The following is a 23,706-nucleotide window of genomic DNA, read 5'->3' on the forward strand; positions in this document are numbered from 1 at the left end:
CGCGTCGCCCTCCCCGCAAGTGGGAGAGGTGCAGCGAGTCCTTGGCGACACTCGATCCGATAAGACTAAACATTCGATCCGTGGATCGCATCGATCACGGCGTCCGTGACCTCCTTCGTGGTCGCCTTGCCTCCGACATCCGGCGTCAGCACGCCCGCGGCGCAGACACGCTCGACGGCGGCCATCAGCCGTAAGGCGGCATCCTTCTCGCCGAGATGCTCGAGCATCTGCGCGCCGGTCCAGAACGTCGCGACCGGGTTGGCGACGCCCTTGCCGGTGATGTCGAAGGCCGAGCCGTGGATCGGCTCGAACATCGAGGGGAAGCGGCGCTGCGGATCGATGTTTCCGGTCGGGGCGACGCCGAGGCTTCCAGCCAGCGCGCCGGCGAGATCGGAGAGGATGTCGGCGTGGAGATTGGTTGCGACGATGGTGTCGAGGCTCTTCGGATGCAGCGTCATGCGCACCGTCATGGCGTCGACCAGCATCTTGTCCCAGGTCACGTCAGGGAATTCGCCGGCGACCTCGGCCGCGATCTCGTCCCACATCACCATGCCGTGGCGCTGCGCGTTCGACTTGGTCACGACGGTCAGCAGCTTGCGCGGGCGCGACCGCGCGAGCTGGAACGCATAGCGCATGATCCGCGTGACGCCGACGCGGGTGAAGACGGCGACTTCGGTGCCGACCTCTTCCGGCAGGCCCTTGTGGGCGCGGCCGCCCATGCCGGCATATTCGCCTTCCGAGTTCTCGCGCACGATCACCCAGTCGAGATCGCCGACGCCGACATTGCGCAGCGGCGAGGCGACGCCCGGCAGGATCTTGGTCGGCCGCACATTGGCGTATTGGTCAAAACCCTGGCAGATCGGCAGGCGCAGGCCCCACAGCGTGATGTGGTCGGGCACGTCGGGGGCGCCGACCGCGCCGAAATAGATCGCGTCGAACTTCTTCAGCTCGCTGAGGCCGTCCGCCGGCATCATCACGCCGTGCTTCTTGTAATAATCCGAGCCCCAGTCGAACGTCTTGACGTTGAAGGCGAGATCGCCACTGCGTTTTGCGAGAGCCTCCAGCACGCGGACGCCGGCCGAGATCACCTCGGGGCCGATGCCGTCGGCGGGGATGGCTGCGATCGAATGGGTGCGCATGGGAAGGCTCCGTTTGAGAGACCGCGCCGGCATATCCGGCCGTCGGCGTCGCTGGCGAATCTAGACGGGAGTGCCGGGCAAACTCAATCGGCGCTGGTTTATACAAAAAAATGATATAATCATCGGGAGGTCGCCACGGCGTCATGGCCGGGCTTGACCCGGCCATCCACGCCTTTCCCCGCGGCCCAAGAACGTGGATGCCCAGGACAAGCCCGGGCATGACGACCTCGCGCAAGTCTCAAGCGCGGTCGGGCGAGGCGAGAGGACGGCGAATGGAATTGCATCAGCTCCGATGCTTCGTGGCGACGGCCGAGCAGCTGCATTTCGGCCGCGCGGCGCAGCAGCTTCAGATGCTGCCCTCCGCGCTCGGCCGGCAGATCCGGCTGCTGGAGGAAGACCTGGGCACTCGGCTGTTCGCGCGGACCACGCGCGCGGTGTCGCTCACCGAGGACGGCACGACGCTGCTGCGCGATGCCCGCACCATCCTCGCCAAGGTCGAGGCGGTCGAGAGCAACCTGCGCAATCGCTCGCGCGCGGGGACCGCGCGGCGGCTGCGGGTCGGTGCTATCGACAGCGCGGCGGCCGGACTGTTGCCGCCGCTCCTGCGCGATTTCCGCGTCAGGCATCCTGACATCGCGGTGCAGCTCCTCGAAGACAAGACTGTCCGGCTGCTGCCGAAGATTTTGACCGGCGCGCTCGATCTCGCCTTCGTCCGTCCGCCTGACCGGCCGGACAAGCGGCTCGAATTCCGCGGCCTGCTCCAGGAGAGCGCGATCGTTGCGTTCCCGCGGCGGCACGCGCTGGCCGGGCGCAAAGCGATCACGCTGGCGGATATCGCCGACGAGGCGATGCTGGTGCCGGACCGGCGCTCGCGGCCGCACAGCCACGACCTCACCATAAAGCTGTTCGAACAGGCCGGCCTGACGCCGCGCATCGTTCAGGTCGCCGACGAGAAGCAGACCATCATCAACCTCGTGGCAACGAAGCTCGGGGTCGCGATCGTGCCGCGCTGGACCGCACGGATGGCGGTGACCGGTGTGCGCTTCGTTCCGCTTCGACTGAGGCAGAGCGGGCCGGTGGGCCGGTTGCCGCTTGCCGCCGCCTGGCTGCGCGGCTCGCGCGATCCGGCCCGCGATGCCATGCTGGCGGTTCTGGAAGCCCGCCTGCGCAGCTATGCGCGGGAGGCGTGAGCGGCTATGACATCGGCCAAGACAGAGGCCAGGACAGAGGGATGGTGATGACGGATCAGACGGCTTCAGGCGAATTGCGGGTGGCCATTGCCGGGCTGGGCTCGATCGGCACCAAGATCGCGACCGCGCTCGATCAGGGCATCGAGGGCCTGTCGCTCGCGGCCGTGGCCGTGCGGGATCCCGCCAAGCATCAAGCCTTCATCGACGGCTTGCGTCGCCCACCGACAATCCTGCCGCTCGACCAGCTCGGCAAGGCCGCCGACATCGTCGTCGAATGCGCGCCGAGCAGCCAGCTGCGTGCGATCGTCGAGCCTGCGGCGAAGCGCGGCAAGGCCGCGGTCGTAGTCAGCGTCGGCGGCTTGCTCGACAATTTCGATCTGGTCGATCTCGCCCGCGCCAATAGCGGCCGTATCCTGGTGCCGACCGGCGCGCTGATCGGCCTCGATGCCGTCAACGCCGCCGCAATCGGCACCATCCATTCCGTGAAGATGGTGACCCGCAAGCCGATCGACGGCTTGAAGGGCGCGCCGTTCATCGTTCAGAACAACATCGACATCGACAATCTGCGCGAACCGCTGAAGCTGTTCGAGGGCAGCGCGCGCGAAGCGGCAAAGGGCTTTCCGGCCAACGTCAATGTCGCCGTTGCGTTGTCGCTCGCGGGCATCGGGCCCGATCGCACCGAGATCCAGGTTTGGGCCGACCCGACCGTGACGCGCAACGTTCACCGCATCGAGGTCGAGGCGGACTCAGCGCGCTTCTCGATGGGCATCGAGAACATCCCGTCCGAGAATCCCAAGACCGGCCTGATCACCGCGTTGTCGGTGATCGCGCTGCTCCGCAAGCAGCGCGCCACGCTGTGCGTGGGGACGTGAGCTCCTACGCCCCCGTCACGCGCCAGATCACGTTGCCGACGTCGTCGGCCATCAGTAGCGATTTCCTGTCGGGACCGATCGCGACGCCGACCGGGCGGCCGTAGGATTCCTTCTCGTCCGGCGACAGGAAGCCCGACAGGATGTCGCGACCGGGGCCGGACGGCTTGCCGTTCGCGAACGGGATGAACACCAGCTTGTAGCCGGACAGCTTGCTGCGATTCCACGAGCCGTGCTGGCCGATCACCATGCCGTCGCCGAAGCCGGGCAGGGTGCCTGCGGGCATCCAGCACAGGCCGAGCGAAGCGGTGTGGCCACCGAGCGCATAGTCCGGTTGAATTGCCTTGGCGACCATCGCCGGATCCTGCGGCACGCGGTCGTCCACCGTCTTGCCCCAGTAGCAATAGGGCCAGCCGTAGAAGCCGCCGTCGCGCACGGAGGTGAGATAGTCGGGCGGCGTCTCGTCGCCGAGGCCGTCGCGTTCGTTGACGACGGTCCAAAGCACGCCGGTCGTCGGCTCCCAGGCAAGGCCCACGGGATTGCGCAGGCCGGCCGCAAAGATGCGATGCGTGCCGGCGACGAGATCGAGCTCGTAGACCGCGGCGCGACCTTGCTCGACCTCCATGCCCATCTCGGCGATGTTGCTGAGCGAGCCGACGCCGGCATAGAGCTTCTTGCCGTCGGGACTGGCGAGCAGGCTGCGCGTCCAGTGGCCGGCGGGCTTGAATGTTGTCAGCCGCTTGCCCGGTGCTGTGATGCGGTCGGCATCGGCAACGTAAGGAAAAGCCATCACGCCGTCGGTGTTGCCGACGTAGAAAGTGTCGCCGACCAGCGCCATGCCGAACGGCTGGCTGAGGTTCTCCATGAACGTGCCGCGCACTTCGGCGACTCCGTCGCCGTCCTTGTCGCGCAACAGCGTGATGCGGTTGGCGGAGACGCCGAGCGCGGCGGCGCGCCGCATCGTCGCCTGCATCGCATAGTGGAACACGCTGCGCGGGGCGCCCGCGATCTGCGTTGCCTCCGCGATCAGCACGTCGCCATTGGGCAGCACCTCGATCCAGCGCGGATGGTCGAGACCGGTCGCGAACGCATCGACCTTGAGCCCGGGTGCAGCGATCGGCTTCTGTCCGTCGCGCCAGCCGCGTGCGGTCGGCATCTTCAAGGTGGGGATCGCGCCTTGCGGTTTCGCTTCGGGAATGGCGGGCTTCTCGCCCCAGGCCGGCGCGGGGTCGGTGCCCGTCATCTTGCGCCATTGCAGCGCGATGCCGCCGATGAAGGCGACGAACTGCGCGAAGATGCTGGAAAACGTCATGACAAGCCCCCGGTTGCGCGCGCATCCAACTGGCTGACGGGGCCGACGTCAACCTGTGCGGAGCTCAGCACGGGCCTATTCCCGTGGAATGGCAGCCGATCGAATTTGCATGGGACAGGTCGCGGCGTCGGCCCGGAGATCAACAGCCGATCTGCCGCTCCAGCCGTCGTGCCGCGCGAAAATCATCCAAGTGACGGATGTTCGGCGCCAGCGCCGCTTCCCTGGAGAGCAGATGATAGACCCGCGCCACCGTGCGCTGCTTCTGCTTCGTACGCCCGGGGGGCAGCGCCCGCGCCTTGCGGACGGCGGCGATCGCGTGGGCGCGAAAATAATCGTAGGCGTCCGACATGGCTCGATGCTCTGCGGCCGTTGACAGATGTCGAGGGCTAACGGACCAGCAGAGGTGTGGTTCCTTGGCGAGTCGGATCGTGCACTCGTGCCCCGGACGCAGCGCAGCGCGTCCGGACAGGAGAGTGACGCCCTCACCGCGGCGACGTGAACGGAATGATCATCGGAACGCGACGGCAATAGGCTCCATAGGCGTCCTCGCCGAGCTCCTTCGAGAGGAACACCTCTTCCATCCGGCCCTTCTGCCACATACCGAGCGAGATCAGGATCGCGCCGAGGATCGTCGTCACCAAGCCGATCGCAACGCCGGTCACCAGCATGCCGAAGATTAGGCCGGTGTAGATCGGGTGGCGGACGATACCGTAAGGGCCGGTGTCAATGACGCGGTGGTCTTCCTTCTGGGTGATGGTGTTGGACCAGAATTTTCCGAGATGCAGCCGCCCCCACCATGCGAAAGCGATGCCGGCGACGGAGAGGACCGCAGCGATGATGATGCCGGTGTTGCCGAGCACCCAAAGCGGCTTCCAGCCCATGGCTTCCGCAATGAACGGCGTGTACAGGATGCCGCCAACCAGGATCGGCAGGCGATAGCGCTGCGACTCCAGCGTCATGACCTGCTTCTTGGTCTGCCCCTGCCAGAACGAGGCGCCGACCCAGCTGACCAGAAAAGCGAGCCAGATCAGGGCGAGCAGTTGCGTCGGCCAGGTCGTGGTCCAGCCACCCCAGGCGACAGAGAGAAGCTTGCTGAAATCGAAAGACATGAAGGTTCTTTGCGTTTGAAGCGGCGTCAGCTCGCGCGCGAGGACAGCGCGTGATGCTTGAGGGCGCCGGAGGGCTGCTGGCCGTTGCGGGCGAGCAGGTGGGTGATGGTTTCGCGCAAGACGGGCTCGATCGGACGCGGCGAATAGCCGAGTTCGGTACGGGCTTTGCCGATCGAAAGATCGCTCGCGGCGAGCGCGATCCGCACGCCCTCGGCGGTGCCGTTGGGCGGCCGGCGCGTGATGTGGTCGGCGATGTATTCGAGCATGATCGCGGAGAGCTCGGCGATCTTGCCGGGTACGACGACGGGAAATTGCCGGCGTCCGCTCATCGTCGACATCATGCGCAGGATGTCGCCGAGCGGGACGCAGTCGCCGCCGAGGATGTAGCGCTGCCCGAGGCGGCCGCGTTCCATGGTCAGGACCAGGCCCATGGCGACGTCGCGGACGTCGACCAGATTGACCAGGAAGTTGAGGTGCGGCTGCACCTTCTTCTGCAGGAAGTACCAGAGCATCGCGGTCGGCGGTGTCAGATGTTGGTCGGCGGCGCCGATCGGCATGGTCGGCGTGCCGATCACCAGCGGGAAGCCCGCTTCTGCCGCTTTGGCGGCATGATGCTCGGCGAGCGATTTCGACCGGGTGTAGGCGCCGGGCATCGCCTCGGCCGGCTGCAGCGCCTCTTCGGCGGGAACGCCCTTGAGGTCGGAATAGGGGAACAGGATCGATTCGGTCGAGCAATGCAGGAAGCGCGAGACGCCGCGCTTCATCGCCGCCGCCAGCACGATCTCGGTGCCGCGGCAATTGACCTCGTGAAAGTCCTGCTTGTTGGCGACCCACATGCCGGGCAGGCCGGCGAGGTGATAGACCTGATCGCAGCCGGCGATCGCCGCATCGACCGCGGCACAGTCCAGCACCGAGCCGTGGACGTGCTCGACATCCGCGTTCGCCGCGCTCGGCACACGGACATCGAGAACGCGGACCCGCTGCCCACGGGCGCGGAGCGCTTCTACGAGGTGATGTCCGATGAAGCCACTGCCACCGGTAACCAGGACGAGAGCCATGCAGTAGGTTGCTGTTTCGCTTCGAGCGTTATCGGGTTGAAAGGGAATTGGCCGGAAGAGGCGCCAGAATCGCGGCAAGGTCGCGACGGAAACCCAGTGCAATGAATAATTTTGCCATGACGAACATCGGTCCAAGCAAAAGATGCGAGGGGAACGTGAACAACGAGGCCTCGCGCCCCTCAAAAACCTTGTGGCCGATGGCCTGTGCGGCGAGGCCGAGCACCACCAGCGTGGCGAAAATCGCCCACATCGTCGCGGTGCCGACTTGCGCCGCGATGGTCGTCGCAACCGAAAACAGCACGACGGAGACGGCCAGAATGCCGAGCCCGAGCGCCGCGTCGAGCAGCAGCCAATAAATCAAGACCGGAACAGCCAGGACCACCGCCAGGCTGACGTTGAATCCGAACAGCGGAAGCTTGACCAGCGTCAGCGGCAGCACGGCGCCGGTGAACAGCAGCAGGATGCCGACCACATGCATCGCCGTGTTGCGGGGATCGCGATGGTACTCGACATAAACGGCAAGTTGGCGCTGGAAAAAGCCACCCATTTCGGTCTCATGCAGCACGGGGTCGGGAAGGGCGAACAGAGGCTATAGCACTGGACCGAGCGGTGCACAAACCGGCACTTTTGTCGCGTGAAACCGTGCGCGCGCGCCCGGGACAGGCTGCAAAATAATCCGCACTTCAAGGGGTTCCGTCAGCCGCGGAGCCGCCTTCGCTCAGCGCTTCTTGGCGGGCTTTTTCGCCGCAGGCGCTGGCGTCGCAGCCGGACGCGTCTCTTCCGGCAGCTTGGCATAAGTCAGGATCTGCAACTGGCCGTTGACGGCGGAGGTCGGCTTGGCCCGATCGAGAAACTGCTCCTCGCCGAGGCCGATCGGATGCAGCCGCTTGGTCGAGATCTTGAAGGTGTTCACCAGGACGTCACGGATCGCATCGGCCCGGCGCTGACTCAGGATCGCATTGGCCTCGCGCGTCTTCGAATTGGATTCGACGTGGCCGACGATCAGGAAAGTGTAGGGCAGCAGCGAGGAATGAACCAGCGCGTCCGCAATGCGGCCAACGGTCTGGTAGGACGCCGGCTGGATGATCGGCGTGTCGGCGTCGAACTGGATCTGCGCATTGAAGGCGGGCAGCTTGGCGAGCTCCGGCGCGATCAGCGGCCGGTTCACCGGCCCCGGATCGTTCTTGATCCTGGTCTTGGCGCGCTCCATCACCTGCTGCTTCAGCGCGGGCAGGTCAACCTCGGCGGCCTCTTCGAAATGGTTCAGCTTCGCGACAATGTCGTCGCGGGTCGGCGCCGCCGTCTGCGCGCCGGCGGGGCCCGCGAGCAAAGCGAGCCCCAGCGCCAAGCCCAGTCCTGCGGTGGCGAGCCCGTTCGCGCGCATCAGCGATACCCCGCGTCGTCAACGGCCTTCAGGCAGTTGTTGCTGATGCCCTTGGGCGTCGAGACCAGGCACGGGATCGACTTGCTGGTCTCCTTGGTCGAGCCGCCGCAGACCTTGACGATCTCGCGCTGGCAGGCGTTCGCTACCGTCACGCGCGCGGCGACGCGCTTCTGGATGGCGTCGAACACGCCGAGATAGTCGCTCGTGCATTGCGGCGAGAGCACGTCGCGATTGCGCGACAGGCATTCCTTCAGCCGGTTCGAATCCGGGTTGACGCCGCGGCAATTGGCGACGATTTCCGCCCCGCAGCTCGCCGCCAGCTTGCCGATCGAATCGCCAAAGCTCATGGTCTCCGCCGCCGCAAGCGACGGCATCCCCAATGCAAGCACGATCAATGTGACGGAGCCCCGGACCATGGGTTGCATCTGATACGGGGAAGTCCGCGGCGGTCAAGGGGCGTTCGGGCGAGAACTGTCGAGAGTTGCGCAGTGCGGCGAACAATCCTCACTCGGCGTCGATGCGGGGCGGCCATTCGATCAGGACGGCCGTGTGGTTCCTGACATCCTCGGCAAACGCCGGATCGGCCTTGAGCTCGTCCAGCGTCCGTGGCGGGGGCAGCTGGCGACCGTCCGCGATCAGCTCCTGCGCATAGAATGCGAGCGCCTCGGGCGCATTCTCCAGGGCTTCGTCGACGTCGTCGCCGCCAGAGATGCAACCGGGCAGGTCCGGGAACCACAAGCTCACGGTTTCGTCCGGCTCGGCGTCCTCGATGATGGCAACGTACTGAGCCATATCGGGCCTCACGCCCGCTGCACGAAACTGTCCACGACCTTCTTCTCGCCGGCCTTGTCGAAGGCGATGGTGAGCTTGTTGCCGTCGATCTTGGTGACGCGGCCATAGCCGAATTTCTGGTGGAAGACGCGGTCTTCCAGCGAGAATTCGGACGTCGTGCCGGTCGATTTGGCGACGAGCTCGCCTTCGATCGTCAGGGGCCCGCGCCGGCGCGAGGCGAAGCTGCCGAAATCGGGACCGGATGACGAGGAGGTCGAGAACGTCGCGGCCTCTTCCTCAAAGCCGCCGCTTCGGCCGCGATTCCGGTTCGCCTGCGCGCGCTGCCAGCCTGGGGTCGAATAGCTGGAGCCGAACGCCTCCATGTCGTCGAAGCGCGAGGCGCCGTAGCCGCCGCTGCCGCCCCATCCGGAGCCGCCCTTGGACTCCGTGATCTCGACATTGGCCGCCGGCAATTCGTCGAGGAAGCGCGACGGGATCGTGGTCGACCAGGTGCCATGGATCCGGCGATTGGTCGCGAAATAGATCTTTGCGCGGCGGCGGGCGCGGGTCAGACCGACATGGCCGAGCCGGCGCTCTTCTTCCAGGCCGGCGCGGCCCTGTTCGTCCAAGGTGCGCTGGCTCGGGAACAGGCCTTCCTCCCAGCCGGGCAGGAACACGTTGTCGAATTCGAGCCCCTTGGCCGAATGCAGCGTCATCAGCGACACCGCGTCGTCCTCGGCGCCACCCTCGCGGTCCATCACCAGCGAGATGTGCTCCAGGAACCCTTGCAGGTTCTCGAACTCCTCCATCGAGCGCACCAGCTCTTTCAGGTTCTCCAGCCGGCCCGCGGCATCCGCCGAGCGGTCCTTCTGCCACATCTCGGTATAGCCGCTCTCGTCGAGCACGATCTGGGCGAGATCGGTGTGCGCGGTGACCTCGCGCTGGGCACGCCAGCGGTCGAACTGCACGATGAGATCGCGAAGCGAGCCGCGCGCCTTCGGCTTCAGCTCGTCGGTCTCGACCACGGCGCGCGCCGCCTCGAACAGGGGAATGCGGCGCTTGCGGGCGTGGTCGTGCAGCATCTGCACGGTGGCGTCGCCGAGCCCGCGCTTGGGCGTATTGACGATACGCTCGAAGGCGAGATCATCGGCCGGCGAATTGATGACGCGCAAATAGGCGAGCGCGTCGCGGATTTCGGCGCGCTCGTAGAAGCGCGGGCCGCCGATGACGCGATAGGGCAGGCCCAGCGTGACGAAGCGGTCTTCGAACTCGCGCATCTGGTAGGACGCGCGCACCAGGATGGCGATCTCGTTCAGCTTCTCGCCCTGGCGCTGCAGCTGCTCGATCTCCTCGCCGATGCCGCGGGCTTCCTCTTCCGAATCCCATGAGCCCGTGACGGTGACCTTCTCGCCGTCCTGGTCCTCGGTGCGCAGCGTCTTGCCGAGCCGGCCTTCATTGTGTGCGATCAGGTGCGAGGCGGCGGCGAGGATGTGACCCGTCGAGCGATAGTTGCGCTCCAGGCGAATGACCTTGGCGCCGGGGAAATCGTGCTCGAAACGCAGGATGTTGTCGACCTCGGCGCCGCGCCAGCCATAGATCGACTGGTCGTCGTCACCGACGCAGCAGATGTTTTTGGTCTTCTCCTTCTCCCCGCTTGCGGGGAGAAGGCCGGGATGAGGGGGAGTCTCCACGAGCTCGGTGCTTGGAGAGGCCCCCTCACCCGCATCGCTTCGCGATGCCACCTCTCCCCGCAAGCGGGGAGAGGTGGAAGAAGGCGCCTGCGACAGCAGCCGCAGCCACAGATATTGTGCGACGTTCGTATCCTGGTACTCGTCGACCAGGATGAACTTGAAGCGCTGCTGGTACTGCCTGAGGATATCCGGGTGCTCGCGGAAGATGCGGATGTTCTCCAGCAGGAGATCGCCGAAGTCGGCCGCATTCAAAATCTTCAGCCGCTCCTGGTAGCTCGCATAGAGCTTGCCGCCCTTGCCGTTGGCGAACATCGCGGCCTCGCCCGACGGTACCTGTGAAGGCATCAAGCCGCGGTTCTTCCAGCCGTCGATCAGGCCGGCCAGCATCCGCGCCGGCCAGCGCTTCTCGTCAATGTTCTCGGCCTGCAGCAGCTGCTTGAGCAGCCGGACCTGGTCGTCGACGTCGAGCACGGTGAAGTTCGACTTGAGCTGCGCCAGCTCGGCATGGATGCGCAGGATACGGCCGCCGATGGAGTGGAAGGTGCCGAGCCATGGCATGCCTTCGACGGCGTGGCCGAGCATTTGGCCGAGCCGGTGCTTCATCTCGCGCGCGGCCTTATTGGTGAAGGTCACCGACAGGATCTCGGCCGGGCGGGCGCGGCCCTGGCTCAAGATGTGCGCGATGCGCGTGGTCAGGACGCGGGTCTTGCCGGTGCCGGCGCCGGCCAGCACCAGGACCGGGCCATCCAGCGTCTCCACTGCCTCGCGCTGCTCCGGATTGAGCCCGGCGAGGTATTTCGGGCCCACCGAGGCGCGCGCACGCGCGGCGATGCCGCCGGCTGCGGGCTGGTGGTCGGGTACGGCTGTGATCTTGCTCGGCTCGGTCATGCGAATCATCGGCCCCACGATGGCACCGCGGGGTGGTGGAAGGGAGCCTTCTTAACAGGGATTGGTGCCTATATGGGGCGCCGGGCCGGGTTTTCCACGTGCGCGGCAGGCCGATTTGTTCCAGCTGAGCCAGCGAATTTCGCTCCTGCCGGGACCGGAACTATCGTTCCCGCGTCGAGATTGTCAGGACAGGTGGCGCGGCCAGCCGCGTCGATCGCAGACAACATCAAGACGAGGGTTTGACCATGCTAGGCTGGGTTGTGACGTTTCTGGTTATCGCACTGATCGCCGGCATCCTGGGCTTCGGCGGCGTCGCCGGCGCTTCGATCGAGATCGCCAAGATCATCTTCTTCATCGCAGTCGTTCTGTTCCTGGTCTCGGCCGTCGTCGGCCTCGCCCGCGGCCGCAACAGAATATAGCTGCGATGTTCACCTCTCCCCGACGGGGAGAGGTGAACCACAGGCGGCAGACGGCGCCTGAGCCACTAACGCTTCGAGGGCATCGCCACGCTCCGGCCGATGCCCTCGGGTCGCGCCAAGGCGCTGTGGGACTTGGCAACTCCAGCAATGCGCTGCTGGATGTCGGGCGGAAAAGGCGCAACGCGCCGCGCATTCATGTCCATGTGCAGTGACATGTTCTCGGACGTCGCCGACAGCCAGCCCTCGGTGCCGTGCCGCATCTCCTCGAATGTGTGCAGCCGCTTGTCATCGGCGTCGAGCAGCCAGACTAAGATCTGCACGGGATCGCCGAGATGGATCTCCCGCAAATAGCGCACGTGGCATTCGGCGGTGAAGGTCGAGCCGTGGCGCTCTGTCTTGTAGACCGGGCCAATCCCGAGCTCGAGCCAGAACTCGTCGATCGCCCGATCGAACATCACGTTGTAATAGGCCATGTTGAGATGGCCGTTATAGTCGATCCATTGCGGCTCGACCTGCATGATCGAGGAGCGAAACGGCTCTGCGTTCGGCGCTGTGGCGGCGGTCTCCGGCATGTGTCCTTCCCAAGCTATGCGTCCGGTCCCTTGACTTGACCGGTTATATGTCCTTTGCCACGGTCTCTTCTCGTCGGGAGGAATTCCGTGGGTACGACCATCACCAATAATCCGCCGCGGCCGGAGCCGAAAGCCCTCGCAAGCGCGCTGGAGCAGCTTGCCGCGCGCTTCGGCAACCGCCTCATCACCTCGCAGGCCGTGCGCGAGCAGCACGGCCATACCACCACCTGGATACCCAACCAGCCGCCTGATGGCGTGGTGATGGCGCAGGAGACCGCCGACATCCAGGACGTGGTGCGGATCTGCGCGAGACATCGCGTGCCCGTCATTCCCTTCGGCACCGGCACCTCGTTGGAGGGGCAGGTCAACGCGCCCGCGGGCGGCATCTCGATCGACCTGCGCGACATGAACAAGGTGCTGGCGGTGCATGCCGAAGACCTCGACTGCGTGATCCAGCCCGGCGTCACCCGCAAGGCGCTGAACGAGCATCTGCGCGACCAGGGCCTGTTCTTCCCGATCGATCCCGGCGCGGATGCCTCGCTCGGCGGCATGGCCTCGACCCGCGCCTCCGGCACCAATGCGGTGCGCTACGGCACCATGCGCGACAGCGTGCTGGCGCTGAAAGTGGTGCGCGGCGACGGCGAGATCATCACCACGGGCACGCGCGCCAAGAAATCGTCCGCCGGCTACGACCTGACGCATCTGTTCGTCGGCGCCGAAGGCACGCTCGGCATCATCTCCGAGCTGACCATTCGCCTGCGCGGCATCCCCGAGACGATCGCGGCCGGTGCGGTGTCGTTCGAGACCGTCCACGGCGCCTGCCAGGCCGTGATCCTGGCGATCCAGACCGGCATTCCCGTCGCGCGCATCGAGCTGCTCAATGCCGCGCAGGTCAAGGCCTGCAACGCCTATTCCAAGCTGAAGCTGCCGGAGACGCCGCTGCTGCTGATGGAATTCCACGGTAGCGAGATCGAGGTCGCCGAGCAATCCAAGGCGTTCGGCGAGATCGCGAGGGACTGCGGCGGCGGCGATTTCTCCTGGACCACCAAGCCGGAGGACCGCACCAAGCTGTGGCAGGCGCGGCACGATGCTTATTGGTCGGTGAAGGCGCTGCGGCCCGGCGACAGCATCGGCGTGGTCGCGACCGACGTCTGCGTGCCGATCTCGCGGCTCGCCGATTGCGTCAGCGAGACCGAGGAGGATCTCAAGCGGCTCAATTTGCTGTCGCCGATCGTCGGCCATGTCGGTGACGGTAATTTCCACTGCTCGCTGGTGTGCGACACCAACGACGCCGACGAGATGGCGCGCGGCGAGGAGTTCATGCATCGTCTGGTCGAGCGTGCGCAGGCCATGGACGGCACCTGCACCGGCGAACACGGCATCGGCCAAGGCAAGCAGAAATATCTCGAGGCCGAGCTCGGCCCCGAGGCGCTCGATGCGATGCGGGCGCTGAAGCAGGCACTCGATCCGCTCAACATCTTCAATCCCGGCAAGATCGTGCCGGAGGCATAAGGCGGCGCCCTCCGGAACCGGGAACTTTCGGCAATCCTGCCGGTTCCAATTCCCGCCAATTTCCGATGCTCAATGGCAGGGCTTTGCGCGGGAGGGTGCGATGGTGCGACCGGTCATGGGAATTGCCGCGGTGGCCTTTGCCTGCATGCTTGCGGGGGCCGCGTTCGCGAAGGGCGGACACGGCGGCGGCCATGGAGGTGGGCATGGCGGCGGGCGCGGCGGCGGTCACCACGGCGGCCATTTCCGCGGCCACGGCGGCGGGCATGCGCATGGCGGGCATCATCGCGCCACGCGGTTCACAACCGGCGCCCGGCGTGGCGGCCCGAGCTTCGGCCAGATCCGCAATGCCGCGATACGGCCGGCGAACTTCCGCAACGCCTGGAACGCCAGCGCCTTCCGCAACGGCCGGCTGATCAGCAATCCGGCGGCCCGCGCGCAGATTGCCGCGGCGGCGGCACTCGCCGGCTGGAGCGGTGCAAGCAGCGGATGGTGGCAACATCCCGGCGGCGGCTACGGCTGGGTCGGGCCGCTGTTCTGGCCGTTCGCCTATAACGATCTCTACGATTACACGATCTGGGGCGACGGGCTCGGCTTCTGGGGCTACGGGTATCCGGACATCTATGCCGGCATTTTCGGCCCCTATGGCTATGATCGGCTGTCGGCTTATCTGCCGCAGCAGCCGCAGGGACGGCGGCGGGCGCGCAGCGCGCCGCTCGATCAGCTCTGCGGCAGCGATCGGCGCGCCATCGTCGGCCTGCCGATCGATCAGATCGCAGCCGCGGTGCAGCCGACGGACGCGCAAGGCGCTGCTCTCGATGCGCTCGGCAACGCCTCGGTCGACGCGGCAGCGCTGATCCGCACCTCCTGTCCGACGCAGGCCGCGGCGACGGCGCCCGGCCGGCTCGCCGCCATGCAGCAGCGGGTCGAGGCGATGCAGAAGGCCGTCGATTTGGTTCAGCCTGCGCTGGACCAGTTCTATGGTTCGCTCAACGACGAGCAGAAGGCGCGCTTCAATGCGCTTGCCGACGATCAGCGTCGTGCCGCGGCATCGAACAATGCGGGCGGATCGTCGGTGCAGACTTGCAGCCCGTCCGCCGCGTTCGATTGGCCCGGCGCCACGATCGAAGAACGGCTTCGTCCCACCGACACCCAGCGCGCGGCACTCCAGGTGCTCCACGACACCAGCGCCAAGGTCAGCGCATCGCTCAAGGCGTCCTGCGAGCCCAATGAGGTGATGACGCCTCCGGCCCGCATGGCCGCGATCCGCAAGCGTCTCGATGTCATGCTGGACGGAATCAAGTCGGTGCGGGCGGCGCTCGATGATTTCTACGCCACGCTCAACGACGAGCAGAAGGCGCAGTTCGAGGCGATCGGCCCGCGCCGCATGTCCTGAACGCCGTGAGCAATTGAAGACCATTGGTGGGGCAATGAAGTGGTTCGCGAGGCGGGAGCCGGCAGACGTCTGGGACGAGCCGATCGGGGGGCCGCTCGGCGACATCGACGCAGCCGACCGGATTCGCAACATCTGCCAGGCTGCGCGGGCGATCGCCGAAGCCGCCGGCGCTTCGGCGCCGACCAGCACGCGCGAGCGCTATGAGCGCGCAGCCCGCGCTGCCATGGAGATCGCGATGAAGATCTCCGACGATCTGATGCGCGACGACGCCGTGCGCCGCATCGTGGATCTCTGCATGAAGGCTGAGGACATCAAGACGGCGCAGATCTTGTCGCGTGCGATCCAGGCAGGCTGGATTCGAGAAGCCGTGCTCCGGGACCATCCGGCCCTGTCGCAATGAGTTCGGCTCGCGCGATTGGCGCGAGCCGAATGTTGCTGGTGACGGACCGGCTCAGTATCTGCGGTAGCCACCGCTGTTATGGTCGCCGCCGCGGCCGCCCATTCCCATGCCGAGGCCGATCCCCACGCCGATGCCGATGCCCTGCATCACGGCCTCCGGCGGCGGGCCGCGATCCGGCGGCGGCGCGCGCTCGTAGACCACTTGCTCGGACGGCGGCCGTCGCTTGGGCGGCGTCTCGACCACCTTGCGCTTCGGCGGGGTCTCGTCGACGCGCTTCTTGATCACGGGCGGGACCGGCGTTGCCGGGGTCGCGGGCGTCGAGCACGGGCAGGTCGGCGCCATCGCGACCGCGACGGGCGTCGCCGCGGCGGCCACGGGCACGGTGTAGTTGCGGTTCTGCACGCGCAGCAGCAGCCGGCGCGCGGTTGCCGCGAGATCGCTGTTGTCCCAGTTCGCGAGGTATGCCTCGAACGAGGCGCGGGTGTTGATCGCGGTGGCACGCTCCCACGCCAGCATCTGGCGACGCCGCTCCAGCACGGTGCGAAGGCGCGGCGTGCGGGTGTCCTGGGCATACAGCTCGATATAGGCCTGATACGCCTCCACGGTGTCCTCGGTGATCACGAGCTCATAGGCGACCATGGCCGGCTTGCCCTGCAATGTCTTGCGCCAGTCCGCGACGTTGCGCGTGCCGCCGGCGAGCGCCATGGCGGATGCGCCGGGAAGAGCGGGCGTGCTGCCGCCGCTCTCGCCGAAGAACCTGAAATCGGTGGTCAGCGAGGAGCTTTCCCAGGGGATCTGCCGGCCGTCGGTCGACTGCGCCACCGCGACGCGGATGCGCTTGAACATCTCCTCGATCGGCAGGTTCGGCTGCTTGGCGACCGTCAGCACGGCTGTCGTATAGGGGCTGTCGAGGCCGTTGCCGTCCTCGGCCTCGGCGCCGGGCGAGGTCGAATAGGAGATGAACGAGCCGGGCGCGCCGGCCTTGGTATCGACGATCGCAAGGCCGTGGCCGGCGCCGCTGAGCGCGGGGAACGGGTTGTTGCGGCAGGCATCGAGCATGAAGATGCGCGCCCGCGTCGGCAGCGCGCCGAGCGTGTTGAGCATGTCGTTCAGCCGCACGCCCTGCAGCGGGATGTCGGCCTCGCGCTTGGGATCGAGATCGACAGGAACCAGATAGTTCTCGCCGTCGATCTGAAGGCCGTGGCCGGCATAGAACACCAGCGCGACGGTGTCGGGGCCGCTGGCACTGACCTTGCCGGCGAAGTCCGAGATCGCGGCGCGCATCTCGGTCTGCGCCAGATTGGCCGCCGTGGTGACGGTGAAGCCCGCGCTGCCGAGCAGCTCCGTCATGCCCTTGGCGTCGTTGGCGGCGTTCGGCAGCTCCGGCACGGTGCGATAGGCCGATTGGCCGATCACCAGCGCAAGCCGCGCCTCAGCGGCCGCGTCCGTGGGCGTCATCAACTGGGTGAGTGCGAGAAGACCGGACGCAAGAAGCAAATTCGAAAAGACTGGACGGCGCATGATGTCACCTCCAACGGCAATGCGCACGATGATGGCACCTTTTCTAAGTCCGCGCCGTGAGGGCGTCTGTGCGCTGGATCACGCAGGGGCCGCGGCAAAATGGGGCAGGGTATCTGCGGGAGCCGTCCCTGTGCTAGACCTTTCGACCGCGCTGTCGCGGGCATTCGGCTAGTGAAGGAGGCTTGTCGTGAAGGTCCTGCTCGCGCACACCCCGGAGATGCGGCGCAACTATTATGGCGATCGCAGCCTGAACGGCCTGCGGGCGGCCGCCGAGGTGATCCTGCACGAGAAGGATGAGCCGCTGGACGCCGCCGGCCTGGTGCGCGCAGCCAAAGACGCCGACATCATCGTCGCCGACCGCATGACTGAAGGGCGCGGCGAGATCTTTGCGCAATTGCCGCGTCTGCGGGCCTTCGTCCGCTGCGCCGTCGACATCCGCAACGTCGACGTGGATGCGGCGTCGCAAGCCGGCGTGCTCGTGACCCGCGCCGGGCCCGGCTTCGTGCAGGCCGTGGCCGAGCTCGCGCTCGGCTTCATGGTCGATCTCTCCCGCGGTGTGTCGCGGACCACCGCAGATTACCAGGCAGGCCGCAAGCCGGAATCACGGATGGGCCGCCAGCTCGCCGGCAGCCGGATCGGCATCATCGGCTACGGCAGCATCGGGCGCTACCTCGCCGAGATCGCAAAAGTGCTGCGCATGGAGGTATTGGTCTCCGATCCCTTCGTAACCGTCAGCGATGCCGCGATCCGGCAGGTCGGTCTCGACGAGCTCCTCGCCGCATCGGACTATGTCGTCTGCCTCGCCATCGCCAACGAGCAGACCGAAAACCTGATCGGGGAGGCGGCGCTGGCGCGCATGCAGAAGCACGCCGTCTTCATCAATCTCTCGCGCGGCAATCTGGTCGACGAGGCCGCATTGGCAGGCGCGCTGCGTGAGGGCCGCATCGCCGGCGCCGCCATGGATGTCGGCCGCGCGCCGGACCAGATGCCGACGCCCGATCTTGCCAAGCTGCCGAACGTCATCGCCACGCCCCACGTCGGCGGCCTGACGCCGCAGGCCATCGAATACCAGTCGCTGGAGACGGTGCGACAGGTCGAGGCCATCGCGAGGGGAGAAACCCCGCAAGGCGCCGTCAACGCCGATCGCTGGACGCGGCGGCCGTGAAGGGTCTTAGAGCCGGTCCACCGCCTTGAACGTCCCGTCCTTCTGGATCACGGTCAGGAACACCTTCGGCGGCGTGTCGAGCATGCGTGTGCCGACGGTGACGATGCTGCCGCTGATGTCGAAACGGCCGGTATCGTTGATGGCGCGCAGTAGGCTGGCGCGGGTCGGATTGGGGCCGGCCTTTTCCAGCGCCGCGGCCGCAAGCCGGCCGGACAGATAGCCTTCCAGCGACACGAAATCCGGTGTCAGCGCCGGGTCGAACGCCTTCTGGGCCGCCTGGTAGTCGGCGACGAGCTTGAGCGAGCGGTCCCAGGGAAACGGCACCACCTGCGAGACGATGACGCCGTCGCCCTCAGGGCCGAGTTCCGCGGCGAGCGCAACGGCGCCGACGAAGGAGATGTTGACGAAGGTTGGACGAGCGCCGCTGCGGCGGGCGAGTTTGATGAACTCCGCGCACGGACCATAGGTCCCGACCATGACGATGGCTTCGGGGTCGGCCCGCTTGATCATGCGCCAGGCCTGGCCGACCGCGCGGGTGTTGCGCTCGTAAGTGCCCTCGGCGGCGAGCTCGAGCCCGCGCTTGGCGAGCGCCCGCTTCACGCCGACAAGCCCGTCGCGGCCGAAGGAATCGTCCTGGTAGAAGATGCCGATGCGGGTGAACTTGCGATCTTCGGTGAGATGCTTGATCCAGGCTTCCGCCTCCGCGCCGTAGCTGGCGCGGATGTTGACGACGTTCGGAAGCTCGAGATCGCGCAGGAACTCGGCGCCGGTGAACGGGCCGATGAAGGGCACGTTCCTGGAGCTGGAGATCGGTATCGTCGCCATCGCGGTCGGCGTGCCGACCGCACCGATCAGCGCGAACACCTTGTCGTCGTTGATCAAATGCAGCGTCTGCGCCACCGAACGGTCGGGGTCGTAGCCGTCGTCGCGGCTGATGAGCTGGAGCTTGCGGCCGTGAATGCCGCCCTTGGCATTGACCTCGGTGAATGCGGCGACGATGCCTTGCCGCATGCGCTGTCCCAGCGCAGAGGACGGGCCTTCCAGCGCCGCGGCCTGGCCGAACAGGATTGCATCCTCGCTGATGCCGGCCTCGTTGCCCCTCGCAACCAGCGTGGTCGCGGCCAGAAGCGCGATGGTCAGAACGACGGATCTCGCTGATCGAATTCGATGCATCGGGAGGCTTGCCGGATCCTTGAAAGAAACCTTGCGCAACATAGCCTTGCGAGGCTGAATAGCTCGCTAAGCGCCACGGCGCAGAGAGGCCGTATTGCACCGGGGAAAACCGGCAACTTATGTCGAGAAAGCCGGGATCGCTCGTGCACTTCGTTAACTAGTTTCCGCATTGCGGTACGGCTGGTTTCCGAAATTGTGCACTTCTTAACCGCCGTCTTGTTCCGATAGCGGCACCGGCACCTCAACCAGAGGTTCGGTTCGTCGCGGACAGGGGACGGCGGCTTCAAGATGGGCGGTCGCGATCAGAACGATCAGGATCGGAGACGTAGAGGCGGATGGTGGCGTGCCGCGCCGCTGCTCGGGCTCTATCGTCCTGCGCTCGTCGCGGTTGGCGTTGGCCTGCTGTTCTCGATCGTGGGCGCTGCCGCCGTCGCGCGGTGGGAAGATCGCGTCAACAGGATCGAGTTCGAGAACGCAGCCGAGACCCAGGCGATCGTCCTGCAGAACGGCATGAACGAGTACATATCGAGACTTCTCGCGCTGCGCACGTTGTTCGAATCGACCAACGAAGAAGTCACCCGCAGCGAATTCGAGACCTTCAGCGCCCGCCTGTTCGAGCGTCACCCCGGCATGCTGCGCATCTCCTGGTTGCCGCGGATCAACCGCAAGGAGCGCGCGGATTACGAGGCCGCGGCGATCCGGGACGGTGTGTCGAGCTATCACATCAAGGCGCTGCAGGGCGAGAGCTTCGTCATCGCGCCGCAGAGTGACGAATATTTTCCGGTGTTCTACTCGACGCAGCCGAAGACCTCGTCGGTTTACGGCATGGACTACACGACCGTTCCGGAGCGACGGGCGGTGCTGGAGCGCGCGCGCGACAACGATCGCGTCGCAGCCATGCGCACGCGCCTGTTCGGGCCGAAGGACAGCGACCGGCCGTCCTATGTCCTCGTCGTCGTTCCCGTCTACGCCAAGGGAACCTCGCGCGAGGAGATCGCGGACCGGCGCCGCAATATCGCCGGCGTCGTGGTCGGCGTCTTCGACCTGCCGCTGCTGATCCAGTCTATCCGCGTGACCACCGGAGCCAGCCCCGCGGTCAGCATGACGGTCTTCCCGCCGTACACGGCGCAGATCGTCAGCCTCGAGCAGATGCTGCCGGATTATGCGTCGGCCGCCTCGGCGCTGCGGTCGATGCGGGACATCGCGCGGACCCTGCACTGGTCGGGCAGTCTCAAGATCGGCGACACCGATTGGCAGGTGCGGGCGGTTCCGACCGCCGGCGGTCCGCTGGCGACGACTTACGACCGCGCGGTTGCGGTCCTCGTCGTCGGCATGCTGCTGACGCTGTCGCTGTCGACCTATCTGATGCTCGCCAGCCGCAATTCGCGGCGGCTGTCGCTGGCGAACCGGCGCGTGCTCGAGCTTGCCCAGACCGACATCCTCACGGGATTGCCGAACCGCGCCTTTTTCCTCACCCGGCTCGACGAGATGAACGGCAAGTTGAGCGTGAGGGGCGAGCCCTTCGCGATCCTGATGCTCGACCTCGATCGCTTCAAGAACGTCAACGATTCCCTCGGCCACGCGGCCGGCGATGCGCTGCTGCGCCAGGTGGCGCAGCGGTTGAAATCCGCGCTGCGCGCCAACGACGTGCTGGCGCGGCTCGGCGGCGACGAATTTGCCATCATCCAGCAAGCCGGCGAGGACCAGCGCGCCTGCTCGACCGATCTGGCGGCGCGGATCGCCAAGCTCGTGAGCGAGCCGTTCCTGCTGCCCGGACACCGCGTCGAGATCGGCACCAGCATCGGCATCGCAATTGCGCCGGATCATGGCAGCGATCAGGAGCAGCTCCTGAAGAAAGCGGATCTCGCGCTCTACCGTTCGAAATCGGCCGGCCGCAACTGCTTCACCGTTTATGATGAGGCGATGTCGGCCGAGCTGGAGGCCCGCAACACGCTGGAAGGAGATCTGCGCGACGCCATCGCGCGCTGCCAGCTGGAGGTGCACTATCAGCCGTTCGTCGACGCCCTCAGCGGCGAACGACGCGGCTTCGAGGCGCTGGTGCGCTGGCGGCATCCGACGCGCGGCCTGATCCCTCCGGACCAGTTCATTGCGCTTGCGGAGGAGACCGGGCTGATCGTGCCGCTCGGCGAATTCGTGCTGCGGCGCGCGTGCGCGGACGCAGCCGGCTGGCCTGCCGAGCTCATGATCGCCGTCAATCTGTCGCCGATCCAGTTCAAGGAAGCCGAGCTGTTCGACATGATCTGCGCGGCGCTCGCCGATTCCGGCCTGCCGCCGCAGCGGCTCGAGATCGAGATCACGGAATCCGTGCTGCTGGAGCGTGGTAGCGAGAATCACGCCTTCATGGAGCGGCTGAAGCAGCTCGGGGTCGAGCTCGCGCTCGATGATTTCGGCACCGGCTATTCCTCGCTCAGCTACCTGACCGCGTTCCCGTTCGACAAGATCAAGATCGACAAGTCGTTCATTCGCAACCTGACGCAGCAGCCGCGCTCTTCCGCCATCATCTCCTCGATCGTGACGCTGGCGCGCGGACTGGACATGTCGGTCACGGCCGAAGGCGTCGAGACGCGCGAGGAGTTCGACCGGCTGAAGGCGCTCGGCGTCAATTTTGCGCAAGGCTATCTGTTCGGCCGGCCGCATCCGATCGAGCGGATCCTGTTCGACGCGCCGGTCAAATCATCACGGCTCGACGCCGCCTGAGCGCGCCCGAGGCATGCGCGAAAAGCGCTTGACCGGGACATCCCCGGATGGTCCGAAGAACCGTCTAGGGATGAAACAAGCATACAACATGCGGCTTCCGTTCTTCTACGGCTGGATCGTCGTCGCCGTGACCTTCGTCACCATGGCGATTGGCGTCAACGCGCGCACCGCCTTTTCGCTGTTCTTTCCACCCATCATCTCCGAGTTCGGCTGGGAGCGCGGCGTCACGGCGGGCGCCTTCTCCTTCGGCTTCTTGGTGTCGGGCGTGGTCAGCCCGCTGATCGGCCGCCTGATGGACCGCGCGGGTCCGCGCGCGGTGATGGAGCTCGGGGTCGTGCTGATGGGCGGCGGCCTTTTGCTGGCGCCGCTGACCAGCGCGCCGTGGCACCTCTATGTCACCATCGGCGTCATGGTCGGTGCCGGCAGCGTCTGTCTCGGCTATTCCGGCCAGTCGCTGTTCCTGCCGAACTGGTTCATCCGCAAGCGCGGCTTCGCCATCGGCATCGCTTTCGCCGGCGTCGGTATCGGCTCGGTGACGCTGCTGCCATGGGCGCAGCACATGATCGAGCAGACCGGCTGGCGCACCGCCTGCACCGCGATGGGCCTGCTCGTCCTGATCGCGCTGGCGCCGATCAACCTGCTGCTGCACAAGCGCCCGGAGGACATCGGGCTCCAGCCGGACGGCGATGCCGCCCCCGCCGCAGGCGCGGCAAGCCCGGTCTCCAACGTGGTCGATCACGTCTGGGTCAACACCGACTGGACGCTGCGGCGCGCCGTCGCGACCGCGCGGTTCTGGTGGATCGGGCTCGGCTATTTCTGCGGCCTGTACATCTGGTATGCGGTGCAGGTGCACCAGACCAAATTCCTGCTCGATGTCGGCTTCAGCCCCGGCGTTGCGGTGTGGGCGCTCGGAATGGTTAGCCTGCTCGGCATTCCCGGCCAGATCGTGCTGGGGCACGTCTCCGACCGCATCGGCAGGGAGTGGGTGTGGGCGATCAGTTGTGCGGGTTTCGTCATCTGCTTCGCCGCGCTGATCGCGCTGAAATATCAGGCTTCGCTCTGGCTGGTTTATCTGATGGTGTTCACGCAAGGCGCGCTCGGCTACGGCCTCACCTCGATCATGGGCGCGGTGGTGTTCGAGATCTTCCAGGGCAGGCACCAGGGCAGCATCTTCGGCACGATCATGCTCGCGGCGCTGGCGGGCGGTGCGGCCGGACCGTGGCTGACCGGCGTTCTCTATGATCGCGCCGGCGACTACACGCTCGCTTTCGCCCTCGCCATGGTCGTGAGCGGGGTGTCGGCGCTTGCGATCTGGCGGGCGGCGCCGGGCAAGGTGCGGGCCGTGGCCGGCCGGCTGCACAAGCTCAAAACGGCATCCGAATAGGTCCGGTACGCTTCAAGATACCTTCGGCATTTTCGCGA

Annotated in this window: 22 protein-coding genes; 9 read left to right on the top strand and 13 right to left on the bottom strand. The window is 66.4% G+C overall.

Going from position 1 to position 23,706, the window contains the following annotated elements; all coding sequences use genetic code 11:
* Nucleotides 1-65: 65 nt before the first annotated feature.
* Nucleotides 66-1,139: a tartrate dehydrogenase gene (locus N2605_RS05980; RefSeq protein WP_260346078.1), complete on the bottom strand. Its 1,074-nt coding sequence runs from the start codon at nucleotides 1,137-1,139 to the stop codon at nucleotides 66-68.
* Between the two features lie 272 nt (nucleotides 1,140-1,411).
* Between N2605_RS05980 and N2605_RS05985 the strand changes: the two genes are divergently transcribed.
* Together N2605_RS05985 and N2605_RS05990 are read left to right on the top strand one after the other, a co-directional pair.
* Nucleotides 1,412-2,329, top strand: coding sequence for a LysR family transcriptional regulator (locus N2605_RS05985; RefSeq protein ID WP_109144957.1), 918 nt, complete (start codon nucleotides 1,412-1,414; stop codon nucleotides 2,327-2,329).
* A gap of 47 nt (nucleotides 2,330-2,376) precedes the next feature.
* Nucleotides 2,377-3,201: an aspartate dehydrogenase gene (locus tag N2605_RS05990; RefSeq protein ID WP_260346079.1), complete on the top strand. Its 825-nt coding sequence runs from the start codon at nucleotides 2,377-2,379 to the stop codon at nucleotides 3,199-3,201.
* Between the two features lie 4 nt (nucleotides 3,202-3,205).
* Here N2605_RS05990 and N2605_RS05995 read toward each other — a convergent pair whose 3' ends face one another.
* The 9 genes from N2605_RS05995 to N2605_RS06035 all read right to left on the bottom strand — a co-directional run bounded on the left by N2605_RS05995 (nucleotide 3,206) and on the right by N2605_RS06035 (nucleotide 11,420).
* Complete coding sequence (locus N2605_RS05995; protein WP_260346080.1) at nucleotides 3,206-4,510, bottom strand: PQQ-dependent sugar dehydrogenase; 1,305 nt, start codon at nucleotides 4,508-4,510, stop codon at nucleotides 3,206-3,208.
* Nucleotides 4,511-4,649: 139 nt separating this feature from the next.
* A complete protein-coding gene (locus tag N2605_RS06000) occupies nucleotides 4,650-4,859 on the bottom strand; it encodes a hypothetical protein (RefSeq protein WP_260346081.1) in 210 nt (69 codons plus the stop codon).
* A 133-nt stretch (nucleotides 4,860-4,992) separates the two neighbouring features.
* Nucleotides 4,993-5,619 carry a methyltransferase family protein gene (locus N2605_RS06005; protein WP_036006440.1) on the bottom strand — a complete coding sequence of 209 codons (627 nt, stop codon included), beginning with the start codon at nucleotides 5,617-5,619 and terminating at the stop codon, nucleotides 4,993-4,995.
* 26 nt (nucleotides 5,620-5,645) lie between these two features.
* On the bottom strand, nucleotides 5,646-6,677 hold the full coding sequence (locus N2605_RS06010) for an NAD-dependent epimerase/dehydratase family protein (protein WP_036006442.1): 1,032 nt from the start codon (nucleotides 6,675-6,677) through the stop codon (nucleotides 5,646-5,648).
* A 28-nt stretch (nucleotides 6,678-6,705) separates the two neighbouring features.
* Nucleotides 6,706-7,224 (bottom strand): Mpo1 family 2-hydroxy fatty acid dioxygenase, encoded by a 519-nt coding sequence (locus N2605_RS06015; RefSeq protein ID WP_036006444.1) that lies wholly within the window; start codon nucleotides 7,222-7,224, stop codon nucleotides 6,706-6,708.
* 171 nt (nucleotides 7,225-7,395) lie between these two features.
* Entirely contained in the window at nucleotides 7,396-8,061 is a 666-nt protein-coding gene (locus N2605_RS06020) for an OmpA family protein (RefSeq protein ID WP_109144953.1), read from the bottom strand.
* Nucleotides 8,061-8,477: a hypothetical protein gene (locus N2605_RS06025; RefSeq protein WP_036006450.1), complete on the bottom strand. Its 417-nt coding sequence runs from the start codon at nucleotides 8,475-8,477 to the stop codon at nucleotides 8,061-8,063. The genes N2605_RS06020 and N2605_RS06025 overlap by 1 nt, the downstream gene beginning before the upstream one ends.
* Before the next feature lie 88 nt (nucleotides 8,478-8,565).
* Nucleotides 8,566-8,853 (bottom strand): type II toxin-antitoxin system HicB family antitoxin, encoded by a 288-nt coding sequence (locus tag N2605_RS06030; RefSeq protein WP_225114917.1) that lies wholly within the window; start codon nucleotides 8,851-8,853, stop codon nucleotides 8,566-8,568.
* Between the two features lie 8 nt (nucleotides 8,854-8,861).
* Nucleotides 8,862-11,420, bottom strand: a complete 2,559-nt coding sequence (locus N2605_RS06035; protein ID WP_225186408.1) for an ATP-dependent helicase — start codon at nucleotides 11,418-11,420, stop codon at nucleotides 8,862-8,864.
* Nucleotides 11,421-11,656: 236 nt separating this feature from the next.
* Here N2605_RS06035 and N2605_RS06040 point away from each other — a divergent pair, with 236 nt between their 5' ends.
* The gene (locus N2605_RS06040) at nucleotides 11,657-11,830 is read left to right on the top strand and encodes a DUF1328 domain-containing protein (protein ID WP_036006471.1); all 174 of its coding nucleotides are present in this window, start codon (nucleotides 11,657-11,659) and stop codon (nucleotides 11,828-11,830) included.
* 65 nt (nucleotides 11,831-11,895) lie between these two features.
* Here the strand turns inward: N2605_RS06040 and N2605_RS06045 are convergent, their stop codons facing one another.
* Nucleotides 11,896-12,402 (bottom strand): thioesterase family protein, encoded by a 507-nt coding sequence (locus N2605_RS06045; protein WP_260346082.1) that lies wholly within the window; start codon nucleotides 12,400-12,402, stop codon nucleotides 11,896-11,898.
* 87 nt (nucleotides 12,403-12,489) lie between these two features.
* On the opposite strand from N2605_RS06045, the gene N2605_RS06050 reads away from it, so the two are divergent.
* The 3 genes from N2605_RS06050 to N2605_RS06060 all read left to right on the top strand — a co-directional run bounded on the left by N2605_RS06050 (nucleotide 12,490) and on the right by N2605_RS06060 (nucleotide 15,707).
* Nucleotides 12,490-13,914, top strand: coding sequence for an FAD-binding oxidoreductase (locus N2605_RS06050; protein ID WP_036006475.1), 1,425 nt, complete (start codon nucleotides 12,490-12,492; stop codon nucleotides 13,912-13,914).
* A 100-nt stretch (nucleotides 13,915-14,014) separates the two neighbouring features.
* The gene (locus N2605_RS06055) at nucleotides 14,015-15,307 is read left to right on the top strand and encodes a Spy/CpxP family protein refolding chaperone (RefSeq protein WP_260346083.1); all 1,293 of its coding nucleotides are present in this window, start codon (nucleotides 14,015-14,017) and stop codon (nucleotides 15,305-15,307) included.
* Nucleotides 15,308-15,341: 34 nt separating this feature from the next.
* Nucleotides 15,342-15,707 (top strand): hypothetical protein, encoded by a 366-nt coding sequence (locus N2605_RS06060; RefSeq protein ID WP_036006488.1) that lies wholly within the window; start codon nucleotides 15,342-15,344, stop codon nucleotides 15,705-15,707.
* A 51-nt stretch (nucleotides 15,708-15,758) separates the two neighbouring features.
* On the opposite strand, the gene N2605_RS06065 is transcribed toward N2605_RS06060, so the two are convergent.
* Nucleotides 15,759-17,228 carry a caspase family protein gene (locus tag N2605_RS06065; protein ID WP_036006491.1) on the bottom strand — a complete coding sequence of 490 codons (1,470 nt, stop codon included), beginning with the start codon at nucleotides 17,226-17,228 and terminating at the stop codon, nucleotides 15,759-15,761.
* A 187-nt stretch (nucleotides 17,229-17,415) separates the two neighbouring features.
* Here N2605_RS06065 and N2605_RS06070 point away from each other — a divergent pair, with 187 nt between their 5' ends.
* A complete protein-coding gene (locus N2605_RS06070; RefSeq protein ID WP_036006494.1) occupies nucleotides 17,416-18,393 on the top strand; it encodes a hydroxyacid dehydrogenase in 978 nt (325 codons plus the stop codon).
* A 6-nt stretch (nucleotides 18,394-18,399) separates the two neighbouring features.
* Here N2605_RS06070 and N2605_RS06075 read toward each other — a convergent pair whose 3' ends face one another.
* Entirely contained in the window at nucleotides 18,400-19,566 is a 1,167-nt protein-coding gene (locus N2605_RS06075; RefSeq protein WP_260346084.1) for an ABC transporter substrate-binding protein, read from the bottom strand.
* A gap of 288 nt (nucleotides 19,567-19,854) precedes the next feature.
* On the opposite strand from N2605_RS06075, the gene N2605_RS06080 reads away from it, so the two are divergent.
* Together N2605_RS06080 and N2605_RS06085 are read left to right on the top strand one after the other, a co-directional pair.
* On the top strand, nucleotides 19,855-22,284 hold the full coding sequence (locus N2605_RS06080) for a bifunctional diguanylate cyclase/phosphodiesterase (RefSeq protein WP_036006497.1): 2,430 nt from the start codon (nucleotides 19,855-19,857) through the stop codon (nucleotides 22,282-22,284).
* An 88-nt stretch (nucleotides 22,285-22,372) separates the two neighbouring features.
* Nucleotides 22,373-23,668: an MFS transporter gene (locus N2605_RS06085; protein WP_225147896.1), complete on the top strand. Its 1,296-nt coding sequence runs from the start codon at nucleotides 22,373-22,375 to the stop codon at nucleotides 23,666-23,668.
* Nucleotides 23,669-23,706: the final 38 nt, after the last annotated feature.

The sequence above is a fragment of the Bradyrhizobium yuanmingense genome (genome assembly GCF_025200905.1).
GTDB classification, from domain to species: Bacteria; Pseudomonadota; Alphaproteobacteria; order Rhizobiales; family Xanthobacteraceae; genus Bradyrhizobium; species Bradyrhizobium yuanmingense.

Excerpts from the sequence above, each read along its gene's own strand:
- N2605_RS05980 (WP_260346078.1), bottom strand. The coding sequence starts at position 1,139 with ATGCGCACCCATTCGATCGCAGCCATCCCCGCCGACGGCATCGGCCCC.
- N2605_RS05985 (WP_109144957.1), top strand. The coding sequence starts at position 1,412 with ATGGAATTGCATCAGCTCCGATGCTTCGTGGCGACGGCCGAGCAGCTG.
- N2605_RS05990 (WP_260346079.1), top strand. The coding sequence starts at position 2,377 with ATGACGGATCAGACGGCTTCAGGCGAATTGCGGGTGGCCATTGCCGGG.
- N2605_RS05995 (WP_260346080.1), bottom strand. The coding sequence starts at position 4,510 with ATGACGTTTTCCAGCATCTTCGCGCAGTTCGTCGCCTTCATCGGCGGC.
- N2605_RS06000 (WP_260346081.1), bottom strand. The coding sequence starts at position 4,859 with ATGTCGGACGCCTACGATTATTTTCGCGCCCACGCGATCGCCGCCGTC.
- N2605_RS06005 (WP_036006440.1), bottom strand. The coding sequence starts at position 5,619 with ATGTCTTTCGATTTCAGCAAGCTTCTCTCTGTCGCCTGGGGTGGCTGG.
- N2605_RS06010 (WP_036006442.1), bottom strand. The coding sequence starts at position 6,677 with ATGGCTCTCGTCCTGGTTACCGGTGGCAGTGGCTTCATCGGACATCAC.
- N2605_RS06015 (WP_036006444.1), bottom strand. The coding sequence starts at position 7,224 with ATGGGTGGCTTTTTCCAGCGCCAACTTGCCGTTTATGTCGAGTACCAT.
- N2605_RS06020 (WP_109144953.1), bottom strand. The coding sequence starts at position 8,061 with ATGCGCGCGAACGGGCTCGCCACCGCAGGACTGGGCTTGGCGCTGGGG.
- N2605_RS06025 (WP_036006450.1), bottom strand. The coding sequence starts at position 8,477 with ATGGTCCGGGGCTCCGTCACATTGATCGTGCTTGCATTGGGGATGCCG.
- N2605_RS06030 (WP_225114917.1), bottom strand. The coding sequence starts at position 8,853 with ATGGCTCAGTACGTTGCCATCATCGAGGACGCCGAGCCGGACGAAACC.
- N2605_RS06035 (WP_225186408.1), bottom strand. The coding sequence starts at position 11,420 with ATGATTCGCATGACCGAGCCGAGCAAGATCACAGCCGTACCCGACCAC.
- N2605_RS06040 (WP_036006471.1), top strand. The coding sequence starts at position 11,657 with ATGCTAGGCTGGGTTGTGACGTTTCTGGTTATCGCACTGATCGCCGGC.
- N2605_RS06045 (WP_260346082.1), bottom strand. The coding sequence starts at position 12,402 with ATGCCGGAGACCGCCGCCACAGCGCCGAACGCAGAGCCGTTTCGCTCC.
- N2605_RS06055 (WP_260346083.1), top strand. The coding sequence starts at position 14,015 with ATGGTGCGACCGGTCATGGGAATTGCCGCGGTGGCCTTTGCCTGCATG.
- N2605_RS06060 (WP_036006488.1), top strand. The coding sequence starts at position 15,342 with ATGAAGTGGTTCGCGAGGCGGGAGCCGGCAGACGTCTGGGACGAGCCG.
- N2605_RS06065 (WP_036006491.1), bottom strand. The coding sequence starts at position 17,228 with ATGCGCCGTCCAGTCTTTTCGAATTTGCTTCTTGCGTCCGGTCTTCTC.
- N2605_RS06075 (WP_260346084.1), bottom strand. The coding sequence starts at position 19,566 with ATGCATCGAATTCGATCAGCGAGATCCGTCGTTCTGACCATCGCGCTT.
- N2605_RS06080 (WP_036006497.1), top strand. The coding sequence starts at position 19,855 with ATGGGCGGTCGCGATCAGAACGATCAGGATCGGAGACGTAGAGGCGGA.
- N2605_RS06085 (WP_225147896.1), top strand. The coding sequence starts at position 22,373 with ATGCGGCTTCCGTTCTTCTACGGCTGGATCGTCGTCGCCGTGACCTTC.